General features: G+C 58.1%; 14 protein-coding genes. 11 read left to right on the plus strand and 3 right to left on the minus strand.

The window, feature by feature from the left end; genetic code table 11:
• The first annotated feature begins 24 nt into the window (after positions 1–24).
• A complete protein-coding gene (locus tag ACPOL_RS10760) occupies positions 25–1,857 on the plus strand; it encodes an amidase (RefSeq protein ID WP_114207070.1) in 1,833 nt (610 codons plus the stop codon).
• Positions 1,858–1,990: 133 nt separating this feature from the next.
• On the opposite strand, the gene ACPOL_RS10765 is transcribed toward ACPOL_RS10760, so the two are convergent.
• On the minus strand, positions 1,991–3,694 hold the full coding sequence (locus ACPOL_RS10765; RefSeq protein WP_236657390.1) for an alkaline phosphatase family protein: 1,704 nt from the start codon (positions 3,692–3,694) through the stop codon (positions 1,991–1,993).
• A 173-nt stretch (positions 3,695–3,867) separates the two neighbouring features.
• Between ACPOL_RS10765 and ACPOL_RS10770 the strand changes: the two genes are divergently transcribed.
• Both ACPOL_RS10770 and ACPOL_RS10775 read left to right on the plus strand, forming a co-directional pair.
• Positions 3,868–5,832 (plus strand): ABC-F family ATP-binding cassette domain-containing protein, encoded by a 1,965-nt coding sequence (locus tag ACPOL_RS10770; RefSeq protein ID WP_114207071.1) that lies wholly within the window; start codon positions 3,868–3,870, stop codon positions 5,830–5,832.
• A complete protein-coding gene (locus ACPOL_RS10775; protein ID WP_114207072.1) occupies positions 5,829–6,716 on the plus strand; it encodes an FkbM family methyltransferase in 888 nt (295 codons plus the stop codon). Before ACPOL_RS10770 ends, ACPOL_RS10775 begins: the two co-directional genes overlap by 4 nt.
• 86 nt (positions 6,717–6,802) lie before the next feature.
• On the opposite strand, the gene ACPOL_RS10780 is transcribed toward ACPOL_RS10775, so the two are convergent.
• Complete coding sequence (locus ACPOL_RS10780; RefSeq protein WP_114207073.1) at positions 6,803–7,414, minus strand: energy transducer TonB; 612 nt, start codon at positions 7,412–7,414, stop codon at positions 6,803–6,805.
• A gap of 302 nt (positions 7,415–7,716) precedes the next feature.
• On the opposite strand from ACPOL_RS10780, the gene ACPOL_RS10785 reads away from it, so the two are divergent.
• The 8 genes from ACPOL_RS10785 (at position 7,717) to ACPOL_RS10820 (ending at position 13,907) form a co-directional block, all read left to right on the plus strand.
• On the plus strand, positions 7,717–8,127 hold the full coding sequence (locus tag ACPOL_RS10785; protein WP_236657391.1) for a response regulator: 411 nt from the start codon (positions 7,717–7,719) through the stop codon (positions 8,125–8,127).
• 31 nt (positions 8,128–8,158) lie between these two features.
• Positions 8,159–8,647, plus strand: a complete 489-nt coding sequence (locus tag ACPOL_RS10790) for a DinB family protein (protein WP_161557291.1) — start codon at positions 8,159–8,161, stop codon at positions 8,645–8,647.
• 105 nt (positions 8,648–8,752) lie between these two features.
• Positions 8,753–10,801 (plus strand): heme lyase CcmF/NrfE family subunit, encoded by a 2,049-nt coding sequence (locus ACPOL_RS10795; RefSeq protein ID WP_114207075.1) that lies wholly within the window; start codon positions 8,753–8,755, stop codon positions 10,799–10,801.
• Positions 10,801–11,292: a cytochrome c-type biogenesis protein gene (locus tag ACPOL_RS10800; protein WP_114207076.1), complete on the plus strand. Its 492-nt coding sequence runs from the start codon at positions 10,801–10,803 to the stop codon at positions 11,290–11,292. Before ACPOL_RS10795 ends, ACPOL_RS10800 begins: the two co-directional genes overlap by 1 nt.
• Positions 11,293–11,328: 36 nt before the next feature.
• Complete coding sequence (gene parS, locus ACPOL_RS10805; protein ID WP_161557292.1) at positions 11,329–11,739, plus strand: type II RES/Xre toxin-antitoxin system antitoxin; 411 nt, start codon at positions 11,329–11,331, stop codon at positions 11,737–11,739.
• Complete coding sequence (locus tag ACPOL_RS10810; RefSeq protein WP_201759157.1) at positions 11,732–12,211, plus strand: RES family NAD+ phosphorylase; 480 nt, start codon at positions 11,732–11,734, stop codon at positions 12,209–12,211. Before parS ends, ACPOL_RS10810 begins: the two co-directional genes overlap by 8 nt.
• The gene (locus tag ACPOL_RS10815; protein ID WP_114207078.1) at positions 12,208–12,480 is read left to right on the plus strand and encodes a hypothetical protein; all 273 of its coding nucleotides are present in this window, start codon (positions 12,208–12,210) and stop codon (positions 12,478–12,480) included. Before ACPOL_RS10810 ends, ACPOL_RS10815 begins: the two co-directional genes overlap by 4 nt.
• Positions 12,481–12,524: 44 nt before the next feature.
• Positions 12,525–13,907 carry a carboxypeptidase-like regulatory domain-containing protein gene (locus tag ACPOL_RS10820; RefSeq protein ID WP_114207079.1) on the plus strand — a complete coding sequence of 461 codons (1,383 nt, stop codon included), beginning with the start codon at positions 12,525–12,527 and terminating at the stop codon, positions 13,905–13,907.
• A gap of 95 nt (positions 13,908–14,002) precedes the next feature.
• Here ACPOL_RS10820 and ACPOL_RS10825 read toward each other — a convergent pair whose 3' ends face one another.
• The gene (locus ACPOL_RS10825) at positions 14,003–17,587 is read right to left on the minus strand and encodes a TonB-dependent receptor (protein ID WP_114207080.1); all 3,585 of its coding nucleotides are present in this window, start codon (positions 17,585–17,587) and stop codon (positions 14,003–14,005) included.
• Positions 17,588–17,720 lie beyond the last annotated feature (133 nt).

The raw sequence follows: 17,720 nt of genomic DNA on the forward strand, positions 1-17,720 counted from the left end.
GCGTTTTATCACGTCAGGACGAATATGCCCACATCCCGCAGAGAGTTCCTTGCCCAAAGTTCCTTTGGGGTATTAGCCGCTGCCGCCAGCCCGCTCGCCGCTCAGCAACCCGACCATCCTTCCAGTTCGCCAGCACCTGCGACTCCGTCCACGGCTTCTCCCGCTGGGCAGCCACCGGCCTTTGGAACCGCGCCCGCAGTCGGGCCGCCGGTTACCCCGGCTACCTTTGCCGAAGCTGAAAAGCTCGTCCAGTTCGAGATGAGCAGCAACGATCGGGCCTTGGCTGCAAGCAATTGGCGCATGCAGATGGCGCCCCTCTACGAACTTCGAGTGGGCCCGCGCAAACTCGCGCTTGAACCCACCCTGGCTCCCGCAACCTTATGGAATCCTTTATTGCCGGGAATCCAGAAGCTGCCCTCCGCGAACGAATTCGTTCGCTCCACCAATAGCAGCGATCCGCTGCCCGCTGCCGAGGAGCAGATCGCCTTCGCTCCCGTCACCCATCTCTCGCGTTGGATCGAAGCCCGCCAGCTCACCTCGGAGCGGCTCACGAACATCTACCTGTCCCGTCTCGAGCGCTTCAATCCCAGACTGCGCTGCGTCATCACTCTGACTCGCGAACATGCTCTCGAGCAGGCACGGCGGGCCGACTCCGAAATCGCTGCCGGTCACTACCGCGGGCCGTTACACGGCATCCCCTGGGGCGCCAAAGATCTCCTCGACACTGCCGGCATTCCCACTACCTACGGAGCGGAACCATACCGCGACCGCGTCCCCAGAACCGACGCGGCCGTAGTCCAACGCCTCAACGAGGCTGGAGCGGTCCTGGTTGCCAAGCTGAGCCTCGGGGCGTTGGCGCTCAACGACATCTGGTTCGGCGGCCAGACGATGAATCCATGGCTGCTCGAAGAGGGCTCGTCCGGCTCTAGCGCGGGACCCGGCTCCGCCACTGCTGCCGGACTGGTGGGATTCGCGATTGGCAGCGAAACCGGGGGCAGTATTGTCAGCCCCTCGATGCGCTGCGGGGTCACCGGCTTGCGACCGACGTTTGGTCGCGTAGCTCGCACCGGCGCGATGACGCTTTGCTGGTCTCTCGACAAACTTGGGCCGATGACTCGCTGCGTTGAAGACACCATGCTCATCCTCAATGCCATCTCCGGGCCCGACACCGGGGACCTCGGCAGCGTTCCCAGTCAACTCGCTTTTCATGCTGGAGCCGACGTTGCGGGCCTTCGTATCGGCTATTTTCCGGCCTGGATGAAGGAAGCTCCGGCAACCGAAGTGGACCGCACCGCGCTTGAAACGGTGCGGCGCTTGGGCATGGTTCCGGTTGAAGTCTCCTTGCCCGACTGGCCCTATGATTCGTTGGACCTGATTCTATTCGCCGAAGCCGCCGCCGCTTTCGAAGAGCTCACCTTGAGCCATCAGGTCGATCAGCTGAAGTCTCAGGTTCCTGATGCGTGGCCGAACATCTTTCGGCAATCCAGATTTTTGTCGGCCGTCGATTTTGTCCAGTCCGACCGCCTCCGCAGAAAGGTCGCCATTGAAATGGAACGGATCTTTTCTAGTGTGGATTTGCTCCTGGTGCCGTCGCTGCGGGATGAAATGCTGGTCATCAGCAACTTCACCGGTCACCCCTCGCTGACCTTCCGCGCCGGCTTCGTCGAAATCTCGGAGGCGCGCAGCGACTGGGCGCCTGATCCGAACCATCCTCTACCAAAGTTTTCCCCGCCTCGCCGCGTGCCATACGGCGTCACTCTCATCGGCCGGCTCTTTGATGAGGGAACCATCGCCCAGGCAGGAATGGCGCTGGAAAAAGCCTTCAAGGTCGCCCGCGAGAATCCGCCCGGCTTTTAGCAAGACCCTATTTTGGAATGCGGGGGGACTGAGCATCGACGCGTTGCTATTTCTTTTGTCGCTCACCGGGAACGTCTCCTGGCGGAGTGTTCCCGGCAAACAACATAGAGCAGTACAGAGTCGCGACAGTTAGTTAGAAGAGTGGAGGAAGTCCAGGCAGGGCCTGGGTATGCTCGACTCGAACCGCGGCCAAAGCGTTTGGATCAAGTCCAAGCGCACTTAGGATCGTGGGCGCAACCTGCGAGGTGGTGACTTCGGAGAAGATGGTGTTGCCCTTGAAGGCGGGGTTCGAGACCAGCAGAATGACGTTGGTATCGTCGTGGTTGAATCCGCCATGCTCAGACAGTTTCTTAGTGCTGCCGGAATACGTCACGCCCACATTCGGCGTCACGATAATGTCCGGAGTCCGGGGATCGACGGTCGGCCGGTTGAAGTTCAAGGCCAAGCTCGGTCCATAGTAGATCTGACCCAGAGCGACGCCGGTGGGGCCAGCGTTGTCTTCGAGAATCTTGACGGCCGCGTCGGTGTCGGCGGAATCCTTCAACCAGAGCAGCGAAACGTCATCTTCCGTTGGGCCGATGCCGGTGGGGTTGTTGGTCGACTCGGAGTTGGGAATAAAGCCCGCGTTCGAAAGTAAGGTCGCCGGTGAAGTACCCACATTCAGCTGGGGGATATAACGGCTGGGATCGATGGGCGACTGACCGTGTTTGGCGGTAATGACGATCAAGGTCGAGTCATAGAGCCCCTTGGCCTTCAATTCGTTGATCCATTCTCCGATCGAAGCGTCCACGAACTTGATTTCGCTCAGCAGCGCTGGACTGGGAGTTCCGATCGCATCCAGATACCCGCCGGTAACACCGTTGCTCTTCTCAACGAGCTTCTGGCCAACGCTGACCGCCTGGAAGTTCATGCCGAAGATGGTGGGTACCTGGGTCGTGGCGGTGCCAAGGTGAGACTTGCCATCGATTTCATTGAGGATCGCTTTGACCTTCAAGGTGTCGTAGCACTGAATGTTCTGGAAGCTGTTGGTCCAGGCAGTTGTATCAGAGCCGGGATCGGGAACAGTTACACAGGAAAGCCCCGTCGGGGTCACAACGCCAGGAAGCGGCACAACGTTCGAATTAATTTCCGGAGCGTAAAAGTCGTCGAGGGTTCCCGGACCATTACCGGCAGACACTGCGGAGTAAGCAGGGTGCTTATCGGACCACGCGGCGTACCCGCCAGCCTGGTGAATAACACTAAAAATGGTGTTGGTGCGAACAAACTTCCAGGGAAAGACCGGGGCGCAACCGTTGGCTGGGTCGCGGACCAGTTTGGCGGGATCGATCGAGGCGATTCCGCCGTCGGTCAGTGACGCCCCCGGCGCTCCACCGTTGAGTTTTGTCTGATCGATGTCGATGCCTTCTTCATATTCGGTGGTGGTGCCGGTCGGAGTTCCACCAGGAGTGCATGGACCCGCGGCTAGACCATTTCCGGTCGTCTTGGCAGGAGCGTCGAGCGAACGATCGTACGCGACGTCATAGTAGACACCGGCATAGCGCGAGGTCCCGCCGGTGACGATGCTGATCAAGCCTGGAAACGAATCCGATGGCTTGGAAGTTGAGGCGGCTGCGTAATTGATTGCCGTGCTGTTGAGGCCGGCCAGCGCCGGGCAATAGGACTTGCCATCATTCACCGTGCTGATGCCGCGAATGCAATTGTAGTAATCGACTGCGTGCATGCCGTCAACGCTGACCAAGAGAACGCGTTTCACAGGTCCTGTACCAGGAGCTTGTGCAAAAGCGCCGCTGGTCGAGCAGGCGGCTACTAGGGAAAGGACTGCCAGAGACTTCTTCATATTTACCTCCGGACATAAGAGTTACTGAGCGCTTCTGGTCGATACATCGCTGCGAGGTTAATATCTCTTGAATGGAAATTGACAAAGAAAGCCTAGCGAAATTCAGTGTGGCTTAAGCATGCAGTCTGCAAAGTCCTGGAATGCTCGACGACGCTCTCCGCTAAAATAGAGGGATGCTGCAACTTTCTGGCGCCGGCAAGCGCTTTGGCACCAAATTGCTTTTTGAGAACGTCAACTGGCTGATCACGCCGGATGAGCGGACCGCTCTGGTCGGCGCGAACGGCACCGGCAAATCGACGTTGATGAAGATCCTTGCCGGAAACGATTCTCACGAGGGCGGCCTCGATTACGGGGTCATGCATGTCACCAAGGGGATGTCGATCGGCTACCTGCCGCAGGACGGCCTTTCACTCTCCGGCCGCACCGTTTTTGAGGAATGCCTCTCGGTCTTCGATGAACTCCGGGCGATGGAGACCGAGCTTGAGGGTCTCTATGCCGCGCTCGCCGAGCTCGATCCCGAGAGTGCCGAATACCAGACCGCGGCCGACCGCTTCTCGGAGATCGATTCCCGCTTCAGCGCCAACGATGGCTATGCTCTCGACGTCAAAGTCGGCACCGTGCTCAGCGGTCTTGGCTTCAGCAAAGAAGACTGGCAGCGGCGCACGGAGGAGTTCTCCGGCGGCTGGCAGATGCGCATCGCTCTAGCAAAACTTCTTCTGCAAAAGCCCGATCTACTGCTGCTCGACGAGCCGACCAACCATCTCGACCTCGAGACTCGTAACTGGTTAGAGGACTATCTTCGGACTTATCCGAAAGGCTTCATCCTGATCTCGCACGATCGCTATTTTCTCGATGTTACCGTCAACAAAATTATCGAGATCTGGAACAAGAACATCCACGTTTATCACGGGAACTACGAGAAATACCTGACGCAGAAGGCCGAGCGGCGGGCGCAGCTGGAGAATGCTTATAAGAACCAGCGCGATCAAATCGAACACCTGGAGGCCTTCATCAGCCGGTTCCGCTATCAGGCGACCAAGGCCAAGCAGGTGCAGAGCCGGATCAAGGAACTGGAGAAGATCGAGCGCATCGAGATCCCTGAAGATGAGCCGGTGATCCACTTCACCTTTCCTCAGCCGCCGCCTTCAGGCCGCACCGTCGTAGAGGTAAACCATCTTTCGAAGGATTACGGTCCCAAGCAGGTGCTCAAGGACGTGAGCTTCACCATCGACCGCGGCGATCGGATCGCTTTGGTCGGGGCGAATGGCGCGGGTAAGTCCACGTTGATTCGCATGCTCTCGGCGCAGGAAGGCCCGACCAGCGGCTCAATCAAGCTCGGACACAACGTGCTCGCAGAATATTTTGCACAGGACCAATACAAGGTGCTCAACCCGGAAGCGCGCATGCTCGACGACATCAGCGGCACCGCGCCGAAGATCGCGCAGACCGAGTTGCGCAGCCTGCTGGGGTGTTTTCTGTTCTCAGGCGACGATGCTTTCAAGAAGCTGGGAGTGCTTTCCGGCGGCGAGCGCAACCGTTATGCTTTGGCGCGGATTTTAGTCAGTCCGGCCAACTTTCTGCTGCTCGATGAGCCTACAAATCACCTCGATTTGCGTGCAAAAGATGTCCTTTTAGAGGCGGTTAGCTCGTTTACTGGAACGGTTATTTTCGTCTCCCACGACCGCTATTTCATCGATCGGGTCGCGACCCGGGTCTTTGAAGTCGAGGGCGGCCACGTGCATGTCTACCCCGGCAACTATGAGGACTACCTCTACCGTAAGGAAAATGGGCAGGCGATGAGCGGAGCTTTGCCATCGTCGAATGGATTCAAGCCGCCCGCCGCCGTGATCGCACCCCCGCCAGTGCCGGAGCCGGTGAAAGAAGCGAAAGACGTCAAACGCGTGAATCCGATCAAGCTGAAACAGATGCAAGACCGCTTCTGGTTTCTGGAAGAGGAGATCCCGCGCCTGGAAAGCTCCATTTCCACGACCGAAACAGCGCTGGGCAGCTTCACCACTTCGGAAGAGACGCACCGGTTGAGCCGCGAACTTGAAGCGCTGCGAGCCCAACACGCCGCTCTGAGCAGTGAGTGGGAAGAGTTGATGGTGCAATTGGAAGAGCAGTCAGCTGTCCTGTGAGCCTGCCCGGTCTGCTGCGGCATATTCTGGATCACCCGATGAACCGGGGCCGCAGTCTGGGAGCAATAAGCGATTTTCTTTCCTGGCAGGTCCGAAGCCGCCTGGTTGCAGGTCTCCGAGTCATTCCTTTCGTGAATGACTCGGTGTTGATGGTGCGGCGTGGCATGCATGGCGCCACACTGAACATCTATTGCGGACTGGCGGATTTCAGCGAGATGAGCTTTCTGCTGCATCTGCTCCGCCCTGAAGATCTTTTTGTGGATGTGGGCGCGAACGTCGGCAGCTACACCGTGTTAGCGTCGGCCGCAATCGGCGCCCGATCGATTGCCTTTGAACCCAACCCCGAAACTCTGCCAGGGTTGGCTGCCAATATCGAGGCGAATGGGATCGGAGATCGGGTTGAGATCCACCAGGCGGGAGTGGGGGCCAAGTCTGGAGTTCTGCGCTTTGCCGCAAATGGTACCCAAACCCGCATCGCCCCGAATGGCGGGGCCTCTGAGTCCATCTTCCAATCGCCGGTAACGACATTAAACGAGACCCTCGCGGCATCCACTCCCGCGCTGATCAAAATCGACGTTGAAGGCTTTGAGAGCGATGTCCTCGCCGGCGCTGGCAGTGTGCTTGGTCGTCCTGCGCTACTCGCGCTGATCATCGAGAACAACGAGGACTGTGTGGCTTTCGGCTTCGCGTCCGACCAGGCACACAAGACCCTGGTCTCGTATGGATTTGTGGCTGCTTCCTATTCACCGTTGGAGCGAAAGCTGATGCTGGTCGAGGATTGCGATCCGCGTCCCCAGAATTCGATCTACGTGCGGAGCCGATCCGAAGTCGAGTCGCGACTGCGCTCCGCTCCAGCTTTTCGCGTGAGAGAAACCCTGATTTAGCGGCAGCGGTTCTAAGTCACTATGGGCAACTGTGGTGCGCGAGCGCAGGGTCATGCGCTCGAAGGATCTTCCGTGAATCCACCGGGCTAGGCCGGTCCATAGTGAAAATGAAGTTCCTGGATCGAGGCTACCGGAATGCCATCCTTGGTGGCTGGCCGAAACTTCCAACCTCGTACGGTGTCCGCTACCATGCCTTCCACACCATATCCAAGTGATTGAAGAATCTGCAGATCGGCAACTTTCCCGGTTGGATCGATGGTGATATCGATGACCACATCGCCTTGGGCGCCGCGGGGAAGGCGCGAGAGATCCGGTTTCGGACTTGGAGAGTAAGTGGTAAGAGCGATCTGGATGTCTTCGTTCCCGAGAGCGTCGTTGGCTTCGGTGCCGGACTTGCCGGTACTAGCAGAGGTGGCTTCGTTCGTCAGCACGGGCGCCGGTGCTGTTGCAGGCAGCGTCAATTTAGGTTTCGCGGGGCGAACCGGAGCTGACTTCCGTTTGGGTGCGGGTGGCGATGAAGCGGTTCCGCCGGGCAGGTAGGATAGTTCGATCCGAGTACCGTGAGAGGTGCCGGGCAGCGAAGCTCGATAACGCACGGCTCCAGTCGGCCTTAGAAGAAGAGCGAGTAAGAGGCCATGAACGACCACTGACAAGATGATCCGTCGCTGCACTGGAGTTCGAATCGGAAGTTCAAACATGCTTGAAGGTCCTTAACTCGTGGCTCAGAGCTGTTACTTAGACTCAGAGTTTCCTTTTCGGGCGTCAAGCCCTAAGAGGAAAGCGCGTATTTCGAGTGTCCATATGGTCTCAGAGTGAATGGTCTCAGAGTGAAAACCATCTCTAAAAGCAGTATTCTTGTTACTTGCAGTACTTACTTGCCGATACCTGGATGAGGTGTAGGATGACTCGGAGCGGCCGAGAAGACCCCTAAGCTCCACAGCTCGGGCAACCTCTCGTAAACAAACTACATCTATACCCCTGAATACAATAGGACATCACTTTGACAGTTCCCATCTGCAAGACTGAACGAACTCCTGTGAACATCCTGCTCGTTGATGATGACGCCATTCAGGCATCGACGCGGCAGGCAATTCTCGAGCGCGCCGGCTTGTCAGTGGACGTAGCGACAAATGGCCGCGACGCCCTCTCGTTCGTTCAGTCGCCGGATGGATATTCCGTAAGCTTAGTTATTACCGACCATCTGATGCCGGTGATGAATGGTCCGGAATTCGTTCGATCGCTGCGCGAGAGTGGATACAAATTCCCGGTCGTAGTACTAAGCGGTTATGCGGATGCCGAGGAATCATACGACTCGCTCGAGGTTGTCTTCCGCGTCAAACCTTTTCCTCCAGATCAGTTGATCGCGCTGGCGCAGTATCTGGTCGGCAACTCGGAGCGTCGCACCGCCTAAGGTGTGGTAGATTGCCGAGGAGGGAACTTCTTTGGACGTCTCTCCTTCTACTTTTGGACCTGAGGATGACGGGCTCGTTCGGGCCTTTGACATTCATTCCCGAATCACCATCTACCTTATTGAAAATCTCGACCCCGCCGCCTGGAGGGCCGAGCCGCCAGGTGGTAAGGGCCGTAACATTGCCGCGTTGGCGGCCCACATTCACACCGTTCACGGGATGTGGCTGAAGGCATCCGGCAGCACTGAGTTACCCATTCCGCTTAACAAGATCACCGTCATGCCTGATGAAGCGATCGCCGGATTGAGGGCGACGTCCGCGGCTTTAAGTAAACTGATTGCGACCTCTCTCAAATCGGGAAACCGGGTCAAGAACTTCAAGCCCGATACCGCGGCTTTCGTCGGATATCTGATCGCGCACGACTCTCATCACCGCGGACAGATGGCCACCCTCGCCCGTCAGGTGGGGTTCCCACTTTCGAGGAAGGTCAATTTTGGATTGTGGGAGTGGGGCGTGCGCTGAAATCGCCTCGCTGTCATAGCTCCGGTTGCAAGTCCATAAATTGACAATATAACTTGCTACATTGCGGCAACAGGCATCGCTCTGCGAAGATAGTGAGAGAATCCTATGCCGGAATTAGGTAGCTTCGCCCTTTTGCTTGCCCTCGTCTTGAGCGGCTATACGCTTGTGGCTGGAGCTATTGCTCTCCGCCAGCTCTCCACCGGGCGCGGCGGAAGGATCTCACCGGAGCGTCTCGCGGAGACTGCCCGGCGGGCTGGCATCGCGAGTTTCCTCGCGGTCTCGGTAGCGGCGTTCGCGTTGCTGTGGGCGGCGTTCACCAATGATTTTTCGGTCGCCTACATCCTTCACCACACCAATCGCGCGCTTCCGGGCCCCTACAAATTTGCCGCGCTTTGGTCGGGACAAGAGGGTTCGCTTCTACTCTGGGCATGGCTGCTGGCCACCTACGGATTGGTGCTACGGCTGCGGCATAAGGTGGACGTGCGACTGACCGCTTTCGCTTCGACCATCCTCGCGGGCATTCAGCTTTTCTTCCTTTTGCTACTGAATTTTGCCGCGACGCCGTTTTCGCTGGTCTCGGGAACCATTCCTCCTGATGGCTTCGGTCTCAATCCGCTGCTTCAGTATCCCGAGATGGTGATTCATCCGCCGATGCTCTATCTCGGCTATGTGGGCTTCAGCGTGCCGTTTGCTTTTGCCCTCGGCGCGTTGATGATGCGCTACCCGGGCGAGAAGTGGATCCACATTACGCGGCGATGGACGATGGTGACCTGGCTTTTCCTGACCTGCGGCATCGTGCTCGGTATGCACTGGGCTTATGCAGTCTTAGGCTGGGGCGGCTACTGGGGCTGGGACCCGGTCGAGAACGCCTCGCTGATGCCGTGGCTCACTGGCACCGCTTTTCTGCATTCGGTGATGATGCAGGAGAAGCGCGGCATGATGAAGTCGTGGAATGTCTGGCTGATCTTCTCGACGTTTCTACTGACGGTGCTGGGAACGCTGCTGACGCGGTCGGGACTGGTCAGCAGCGTTCACGCTTTTGCCGAATCGAACATCGGGACGTGGTTTTGGATCTTCATGGTGGTGGTGCTGGCGGTCTGTATCTTTACGTTCGTCCTCAACCGCGACCATCTGAAGACGGAGCACAAACTCGAAGCGCTGGTCTCGCGCGAATCGAGCTTCTTGTTCAATAACCTGGTGTTGCTGGCCGCCTGTTTCACGATCCTGTGGGGAACGCTCTTCCCGGTGCTGTCGGAGTATGTGCAGGGCAATAAAGTCACGATGGGTGCCCCCTGGTATAACCGGGTTGCGGTGCCGATCGGCCTCTTTTTGCTGTTCCTCACCGGCGTAGGCCCGGTGCTTGCCTGGCGTAGCACTTCGTTCAAGAGCATTCGCAAAAACTTCCTATTGCCGAGCGCCGCTGGTCTCGTCACGGCGGTGGTGCTGATGCTGGTTGGGGTTCGTCCGTGGCAGGACGAAGGCATGTTCTACTCGTTGGTCTGCTATTCGCTGGGCGCCTTGGTGATCACTGCGATCTCTTCGGAGTTTCTGCGGGGCGCGGCGGTGATCCAGCGTCATACCGGCCAGAACCTCTTTGCTTCGATGCTGCAACTCACTCGACGCAACTCGCGCCGGTATGGCGGCTACATCGTGCATCTTGGCATCGTGGTGATGTTTATCGGCTTTGCTGGGCAAGCCTTCAACCAGAGCGTCGAGAAAGAACTCGGCGTAGGAGAAGCGCTGAACATCGGGCCGTATCGCCTTGTTTCGCAGAGCTTTACCCAGGATTCCAATCCGAACTTCGACACGGAATATTCGCTGCTGGATGTCTACCGGAAGGGCAACAAAGTGACGCAGCTCGCGCCCGAGAGACGGTTCTACCAGGCCAGCCAAACCACGCAGACGATGGTGGCGAATCATTCGACGTTGGCGTGGGACCTCTATGTTGTCTATGAAGGAAAGAATCCGGATAGCGGGCTGCCGATCATCAAGGTCTTCTTGAATCCGTTGGTCGCCTGGATTTGGATTGGCGTGTTTATCGTCATTGTCGGCACCGTTGCTGCGTTGACGCCCAACCTGCAGACGGCATTGGCAACGGCGCGGGTGAAGGCTGTCATTCCCCGGGATGCGGCAGTGGCAGGGAGTGGCGATTGATGTTTCGTTCTAGAGCGGTTTCGAGAAAAAATGGATTTACGCGGATCGCCCAACTATCGGTCCTGGCGATTATAGTGGCTCTGACCACAGCGGCGGCGGATCCCACTGCGCGCTTCGACAAGCTCGGTCATCAATTAATGTGCAGTTGTGGTTGCAACCAGATTCTGCTGGAATGCAATCACGTGGGCTGCCCACTTTCCGACGGTATGCGGCACGAACTGATGGCCGGCGTGGACAAGGGCGACAACGATAGCCTGATTTTTCAGTCCTTCGTGCAAAAGTATGGGCCGACGGTGCTCGCCGCGCCTGGCGGGACCGGCTTCAATATCGTGGCGTGGATCATGCCGTTTGCAGTTTTATTATTGGGCATTGGCGGTACGGCGATGTTGATTCGTCGCTGGAGGCTGCGGAGCGTCCCCATGCCGTTGCCGTCGACGGTATCCCGGTTCGGGGACATCCGGGAACGCATCCGCCGCGAGACGGAAATATAGGCCACTCTGCCGACATCGATGTGGCATAATGGCCCTATGGCCACTTTAACGGAAGGCGGCGCGCCTCGAATCGATGCCCCACCTCGGATCGATTTGGATGCGCTTGAAGCTGGGCTGCCCCTGACTACGATCAATGACTTCCTGGAGGGTTCCGGTCTCCAGTTCAAAGACATCTATGATGTCGTGATCCCAGCCCGCACGCTTAAGCATCGCAGGGCCCGGCAGGAGCCGCTCAATCTTGACGAGTCTGACAAGTTTGCCCGGCTGGTTCGCGTTTATCAGGTGACTTTGAGGGTGTTTGGGGATAAGGACAAGGCGCTTCACTGGCTGAATCGGCCGAAGCACCGCTTTGATGAGCGGACGCCAATCCAGATGCTGCGCACGGAAGTCGGCGGACGCCTGGTGGAAGAGATGCTGATCCAGATAGACGAAGGTATGTTTGCCTGAAGGGATCGATCTTCGCGAATTATGGAGGGTTAGCAATTACCATTCGCTAGCTGGTCTAGGTGGCAGACTTGCCGGCGGCCGCTGGCATACTGCCGGCCATTCGATTGTCTACCTTGCAGAATCGGCAGCCGGGGCGCTGCTTGAAGTGCTGGTTCATCTCGACCTCGAAGACGCCGAACTGCCAACTTCGTACAATCTCATGAGAGTGGTGGTCGCTGGAGATATCGAGATAGAACAGTTGCAAAGTCCAGCGGATTCTTCCTGGAGACACAACTGGAAGACGACTCAGTGGATCGGGGATGAATGGCTCAGATCGGCTCGAACTGCGCTCGCGGAGGTCCCGTCTGCAATCATGCCCAAGACCAGGAATTACCTCTTGAATCCAGAACATCCTGAAGCGGAGCGAACCCAAATAGCCGAGGTCATCCCGGCCGATTTCGACCTTCGCCTCATCAGAAAGGCCCGACCATGATCATCGTAGCCTGCGGAATCCTTCTCATTGCCGTCTTCACCTATGTTTTTTGGCCGGAGCGGAACAGTGCGCAGCAGCCGCAGAAGACGCGGCTGGAGTTCCTCGGCGAACGGAAGCAAGTCGTCTACGATAATCTTCGCGACTTGAATTTCGAATATCGAGCCGGGAAGTATCCCGAAGAAGACTATGCTGCCCAGCGCGCCTCGCTTGAGAATGAGGCGGCTGAAGTGATCGCCGAGATCGATTTGCTGGAAGCGCAGCCGCGCTGAAGGGGCACGTCTCCGGAAACAAATTAGAATCGCTGCTAGCGATCATGAACCCACACTTCCGCGTACGCCGCCTTGTCAGTCTTCTCCTACTCCTCACCCCTTTCCCTGCGTTGGCCGCCTCGATCACCGGGACGGTCACCAACAAGACGGTCAACAAGCCAGCGAGCGGCGATAAGGTCGTGCTGATCCAGCTCGCGGGCGGGATGAAGGAATCGAACACCACGACCACCGACGCCCATGGTGCGTTCACACTGGAGCTTCCCGATGCGGGTCCCCATTTGATCCGGGTCGACCACGAGAAGGCGGGATACTTCCATATCGCGCCGCCCGGTACGCAATCCGTGGATGTCGACGTGTACGACGTTGCCGAGAAGGTGCAGGGGGTGACGACCGAGGCGAACGTGATGCGGCTCGAGGCCGATCAGCAGGGGCTGCACGTCATTGAGAATTATTTCGTCAAGAATGCTTCTACGCCGCCTCGCACTCAGCTGAGCACTCACGCTTACGAGATCTACCTGCCGGATGGCGCTCAGTTGGAGGGTTCAGCGGCGATGGCGCCGGGTGGCATGCCGGTTTCTTCTTCTCCAGTGCCGCTCGGCGATAAGGGCCACTATGCCTTTGTCTTTCCGATTCGACCAGGCGAGACCCGTTTTCAGGTGAGCTATAAGCTTCCGTATACGGGCAGCTATAAGTTCGAGCAGCGGGTTGCGATCCCGGCTGAGAATTTCGCAGTGCTGATGCCGAAGAGCATGAAGTTCACGCCGTCAACGGCGACGCCCTTTCAACCAGTCAATGATGATGTGAACGCGCAGACGTTTCTGGCGAAGAATGTTGCTCCGTCGCAGCCGCTGGAGTTTACTGTCTCGGGATTGGGGGCGATGCCGCGAGAGGCGCAGGGACAGCCGACCGAGGGACAGGGTGGCCCCGCGGCCGGGGCTCCTGCGCAAGCTGGAGGCGCCGAGCAGCCGGCCTCCCCGGAAGCAGGCAGCGCGGCGGCGGCGAGCGATACGCGGCCTGGAGGCGGTCTGGGAAATCCCATCGACACTCCCGATCCGCTGACGAAATACCGGTGGTGGATCCTCGGCAGCTTGTCGCTGGTGCTTGCCGCGGCTGCGGCTTTCTTTCTGAGGAGCCAGCCAGCGGCTGTCGCTGTGGCTGCAAGTTCCGGGTCAACGGCTTCGCCGTTCATGCCAGCGCCGGCAGGAGACTTCGCCAATGCCAGCAGCCCGGCGCCGGTATCTCCAATGCATCCCGCAGCAGCTACGCCGCGGGCGGCGCTACTCTCGGTGCTGAAAGAAGAACTCTTCGCGCTCGAGACGGAGCGCCTGGAGGGCACGCTGACGGATCCGGAATACACCGAGCTGAAGGGGGCATTCGAGACGGTGTTGCGGCGAGCGCTGGCGCGGGAGACTTCCACCTCCGCTTAGGAGAAGCAGGGTGCGTGAGATCCTAGGCAGCCAGACGCAAAAAAGGATGGCCCAAGTGGAGGCCGTCCTTTTTTGGTATGGGTTGGAAAAACCGGTTAGAAGGTCGCCTTCAGTCCGAATTCAAGTTGGCGTGGAGCGCCGAGAGCGAAGACTCCAGTACCGAGACCGAGACGAAATGGCTCCTGGCTAGCTGCGGTGGTGTTGTTTGCCGAACCTGGCTGGCCATTGAGCACGCCATCCTCCCGAACCGACCCCAGAGGACCGGGAGCATCGAAGTTGGCGGCATTCAGGACGTTGAAGGCATGGACGCTCGGCTGAATGCTGAGTCCTTCGCCGACCTTGAAGCTATAGCCGACGCCGACGTCCCATACACGAAGGATGTCATTGCCTAGCTGGTTCGCGGGCGCTAAGGGAAGAGACTGGGCGACCGCACCCAGGCTGGTCAGATTGGCAGCGGAGATGCCAACGTTTGCGTTGACCAGGGCATTACCCGCCGGGGTCAGCTTTCCTGAATAAGCATTGTTGTAGTTGGTGATGAGATTGTTGATGTTGTGTGGTGTGACTCCACGCATGAACGACCCGATATTGCTTCCTGGCACCACATCCCCAACGGTACCGTCACCGTCCAGATCGCTGATGAAGATGTCACCGGCACCCTGGGTTGGTAGCGAAAGAGTCAGCGGCAAAGAGGAGTACAGATGGGCGATGGTATCGATACGCAGCCCCTTCCAAACTTCGGCGTCAAGTCCGATCGAAAACTGCTGATGGCGGTCGAGCGAATTGGGTCCGTAGTATTTGTTGGGATTGTTGTAGCTCAATGCGTTGGCGCCGAAATCCTGATCGCCGCCAGAGGCACTAAGACCGGTGCCGACCATGGCGTTCGAGCCGGTTCCGTTAAAGTGGCTGTAGGTGTAAGAAGCAGTCAGGTTAGCGCTGATGACTCCGGGAACGGGGTGGTGGGCCTGCCCGTTGACAGTGACCGCAAGGGCGTTATAAGAAGAGCGTCCGCTGGGTGTAAGGAAGCTCATCTGGCCATAGGTCGTGTTCTTACCCGCGAACGCAAAGTTGGCGGCGGGCGCTCCTCCGTTCGATGTGCTGATGGAGTCGAGCCCGTTGGCCGCAAAGTCGCCGAGGACCGCTCCGCCAACAGGCGTGGTCGCCGTTGCGGGATGGAGGCCAGGGCAAGCGAGGATGGCAGAGGATGCGTCGGCGGCCCCACAGGCGGCGACGGTCGTCGCAACCGCTGCTGCTGCGGCAGTTGGGTTGAAGTTGCTGACGTCGCCAGCGTGGTTCTCGTCGATTCCTAGCAGGAAGTTTTGAGCAGTATTGCGAAGATAGTCGACGCTGACTACGACGTTCTTGACGATTTCCTGCTGCACCCCAATGTTCATCTGATAGGAGCGTGGCGTGCGGTATTGCGGCAGGAAGAGTTGATCTCCGTTGACCGCCGGGCCGACGGCCAGCGCGCTGTTAATGTAGTTGCCATTGGCCTGGGGACCGGCAGCCGTGACTGCGGCCTGATAGGCCTTTTCTAGGTCGCCGAGCTGCTGGGAGTAGAGGCCGATAGGAGAACCGCAGATAGAGCTTAGAGGCACACCATCGATAGAGGTGATCGTGCCGCCACCGGGAAGAGGGACGGTCGTATTCGGGCACAGCGTGGCCAGGCCGAAGAACAGTCCCTGGCTCAGGCGCACCGGCCGATCAAAGAGAACGTTGTTCCATACATTGTTCTCGTAGTAGATGCCGGCTCCGGCCCGGACAATCGTCTTGCCTTTTCCAGTAGCATCCCAGGAAATACCAGCTTGCGGGCCAAAGTTCTGGTTCGGCTGTCTCACTTTGTTTCCCAGGCCGGGAGCGATCGCGTCCAGAGAGGGGATGGCAGGAAGGTCGCTATCGTTGCGCCCAGTATCGCGGATATAGCGAAGTCCATAATTTACATTGAGGCGGGGCGTAAGCTTCCACTGGTCTCCGACATAAGCAGTAAAGCGCCAGTCTTCCTGGCCGCCTCCGGGGTATCCAAAGAGAGACTTCTCCGTGTTATAGCCCTGTCCGTTGCCTAGATAGACGCCCACGGTGGCCGCCGGACTGGGATTAACGATGTAGTTGGCGGGGTTAGCCGCGCCGCCGGCGAAGGGGCTATTCGTCGGATCGTAGCTGGAGTAATCGAGCGGGACATACGGCTGAATTCCGTAGAAGGAAGCAAATCCGCCGCCAAGCAAGTGATTGATCCCAGCTCCGTAGCGGAGGGTATGGCGGCCCTTGGTCCAAGTACCGTCATAGCGGAACTGTTTGTTTGACTGAGCGGTTGCTTGTGGGGCCAGGTAATTCGCCCCAGAAGAGAATGCCCCAATCTGCAGGCTTACGCCGGGCGTTGTGTTGAAAAGAGGATTCTCGGTGACTGTGGTTGCATCGGTGATGTGGTTGAAGAACTTAAAATAGCCAACCCGGAAGCTGTGGCTGAAATTGCCAGTGACAAAGTCCACCCCGCCGCCGACATTCGGGGTGTTGTTCTCGTTCAAGTAAGGGGAGTAGTTGTTCCCACCGCCGAAGCCGCCGACATCCTTATTGTTGTGATAAGCACCGCGTACGAAAGCATGCGCTCCGTAGGGAAGGTTGAAGTCGGTGCGCCCCAAGAGCTCCATCTCAGAGTATGGAGCGGTGTAAGACCCGGAAAGCTGCGGAAAAGGTGTTCCGCTCAGATTAACTGGAGCATCGAGGTGCTGGATGAAGCGCTCCGCCGACATAAAATAGAAGGCCTTGTCGGGAACGAATGCACCGCCGAAGCCGCCGCCTACGTTGTTCCGCTGCAGGTAATTGTCTTGGCCACCGGGAAAGTTCGCCCCGCCGGCACGTTTGTCGCGGAAGTTGTAAAAGCCGTCACCGTGGATCCGGTTCGAGCCGGAGCGGCTGATGACGTTCACCGATCCGGACGAGGTGATGGAGGTCGAGATGTCGAGGTTTGATTGCGCGACCTCAAATTCCTGGATGGCGTCTTCGGAGATGTTCTGGGTGGTCGTGCCGACGTTTTCGTCGGAGATGTCTAGTCCATCCAGCAGGATGCGAGCGGTGCGTCCGAAGCGGCCACCGAACGAGATCGACGAGAATCCATTCTTGGTCGGGTCGAAGTTGGTGCCGTCTTGAATCTGCACACCTGGCTGCAGTTGCGCGAGATCGAGAAAGTTGCGGCCGTTCACGGGCAAATTAGCAATCTGTTCCCGGCTAAGGACACCGGCAATCTGGGTCTGCGTCGTATCGACGGAGACTTCATCCGCTTCCACTTCAATCTGGGTTGTGGAGCTGCCTACGCCGAGCTTGAGATCTCCATTGGAGACGACACCGATTTGGACGGTGACCACCTCATCGGAGCCGGCAAAGCCGGGCGCGTCCACTTGGATCTTATACTGGCCCGGCGCCAACGATCCGGCGGAGTAGTATCCGCTGCCGGAGGTGGTGAACACCTTTTGCAATCCAGTTGAAGGCTCGGAGATAGTGACCTTTGCACTTGGAACCGCGGCGCCTGAAGGGTCTGTGACAGTGCCCTGGATGGTGCCTGCCGCGTTGCTGGCTTGCGCAAAGAGGGAAGACGGGGAAACCCCTGCAACGACAAGTGCACAGAAGAGAAGAGCCGTCTGTGCTACTCGGTCAGAGAACCGGAGGGAAGAAGTGACAGGCTTGAACATATCCAACACTTAGCAATCAGCATGCCGTTTACTATGTGAATAACGGGTCAGCAGGATTTATTTGATAACTGACACACTTACTTCTTTATTCAAGTTTTGGGGAACTTTTACATTCATACGAGAAAGCGCATAG

It is taken from the genome of Acidisarcina polymorpha (assembly GCF_003330725.1).
GTDB lineage: Bacteria > Acidobacteriota > Terriglobia > Terriglobales > Acidobacteriaceae > Acidisarcina > Acidisarcina polymorpha.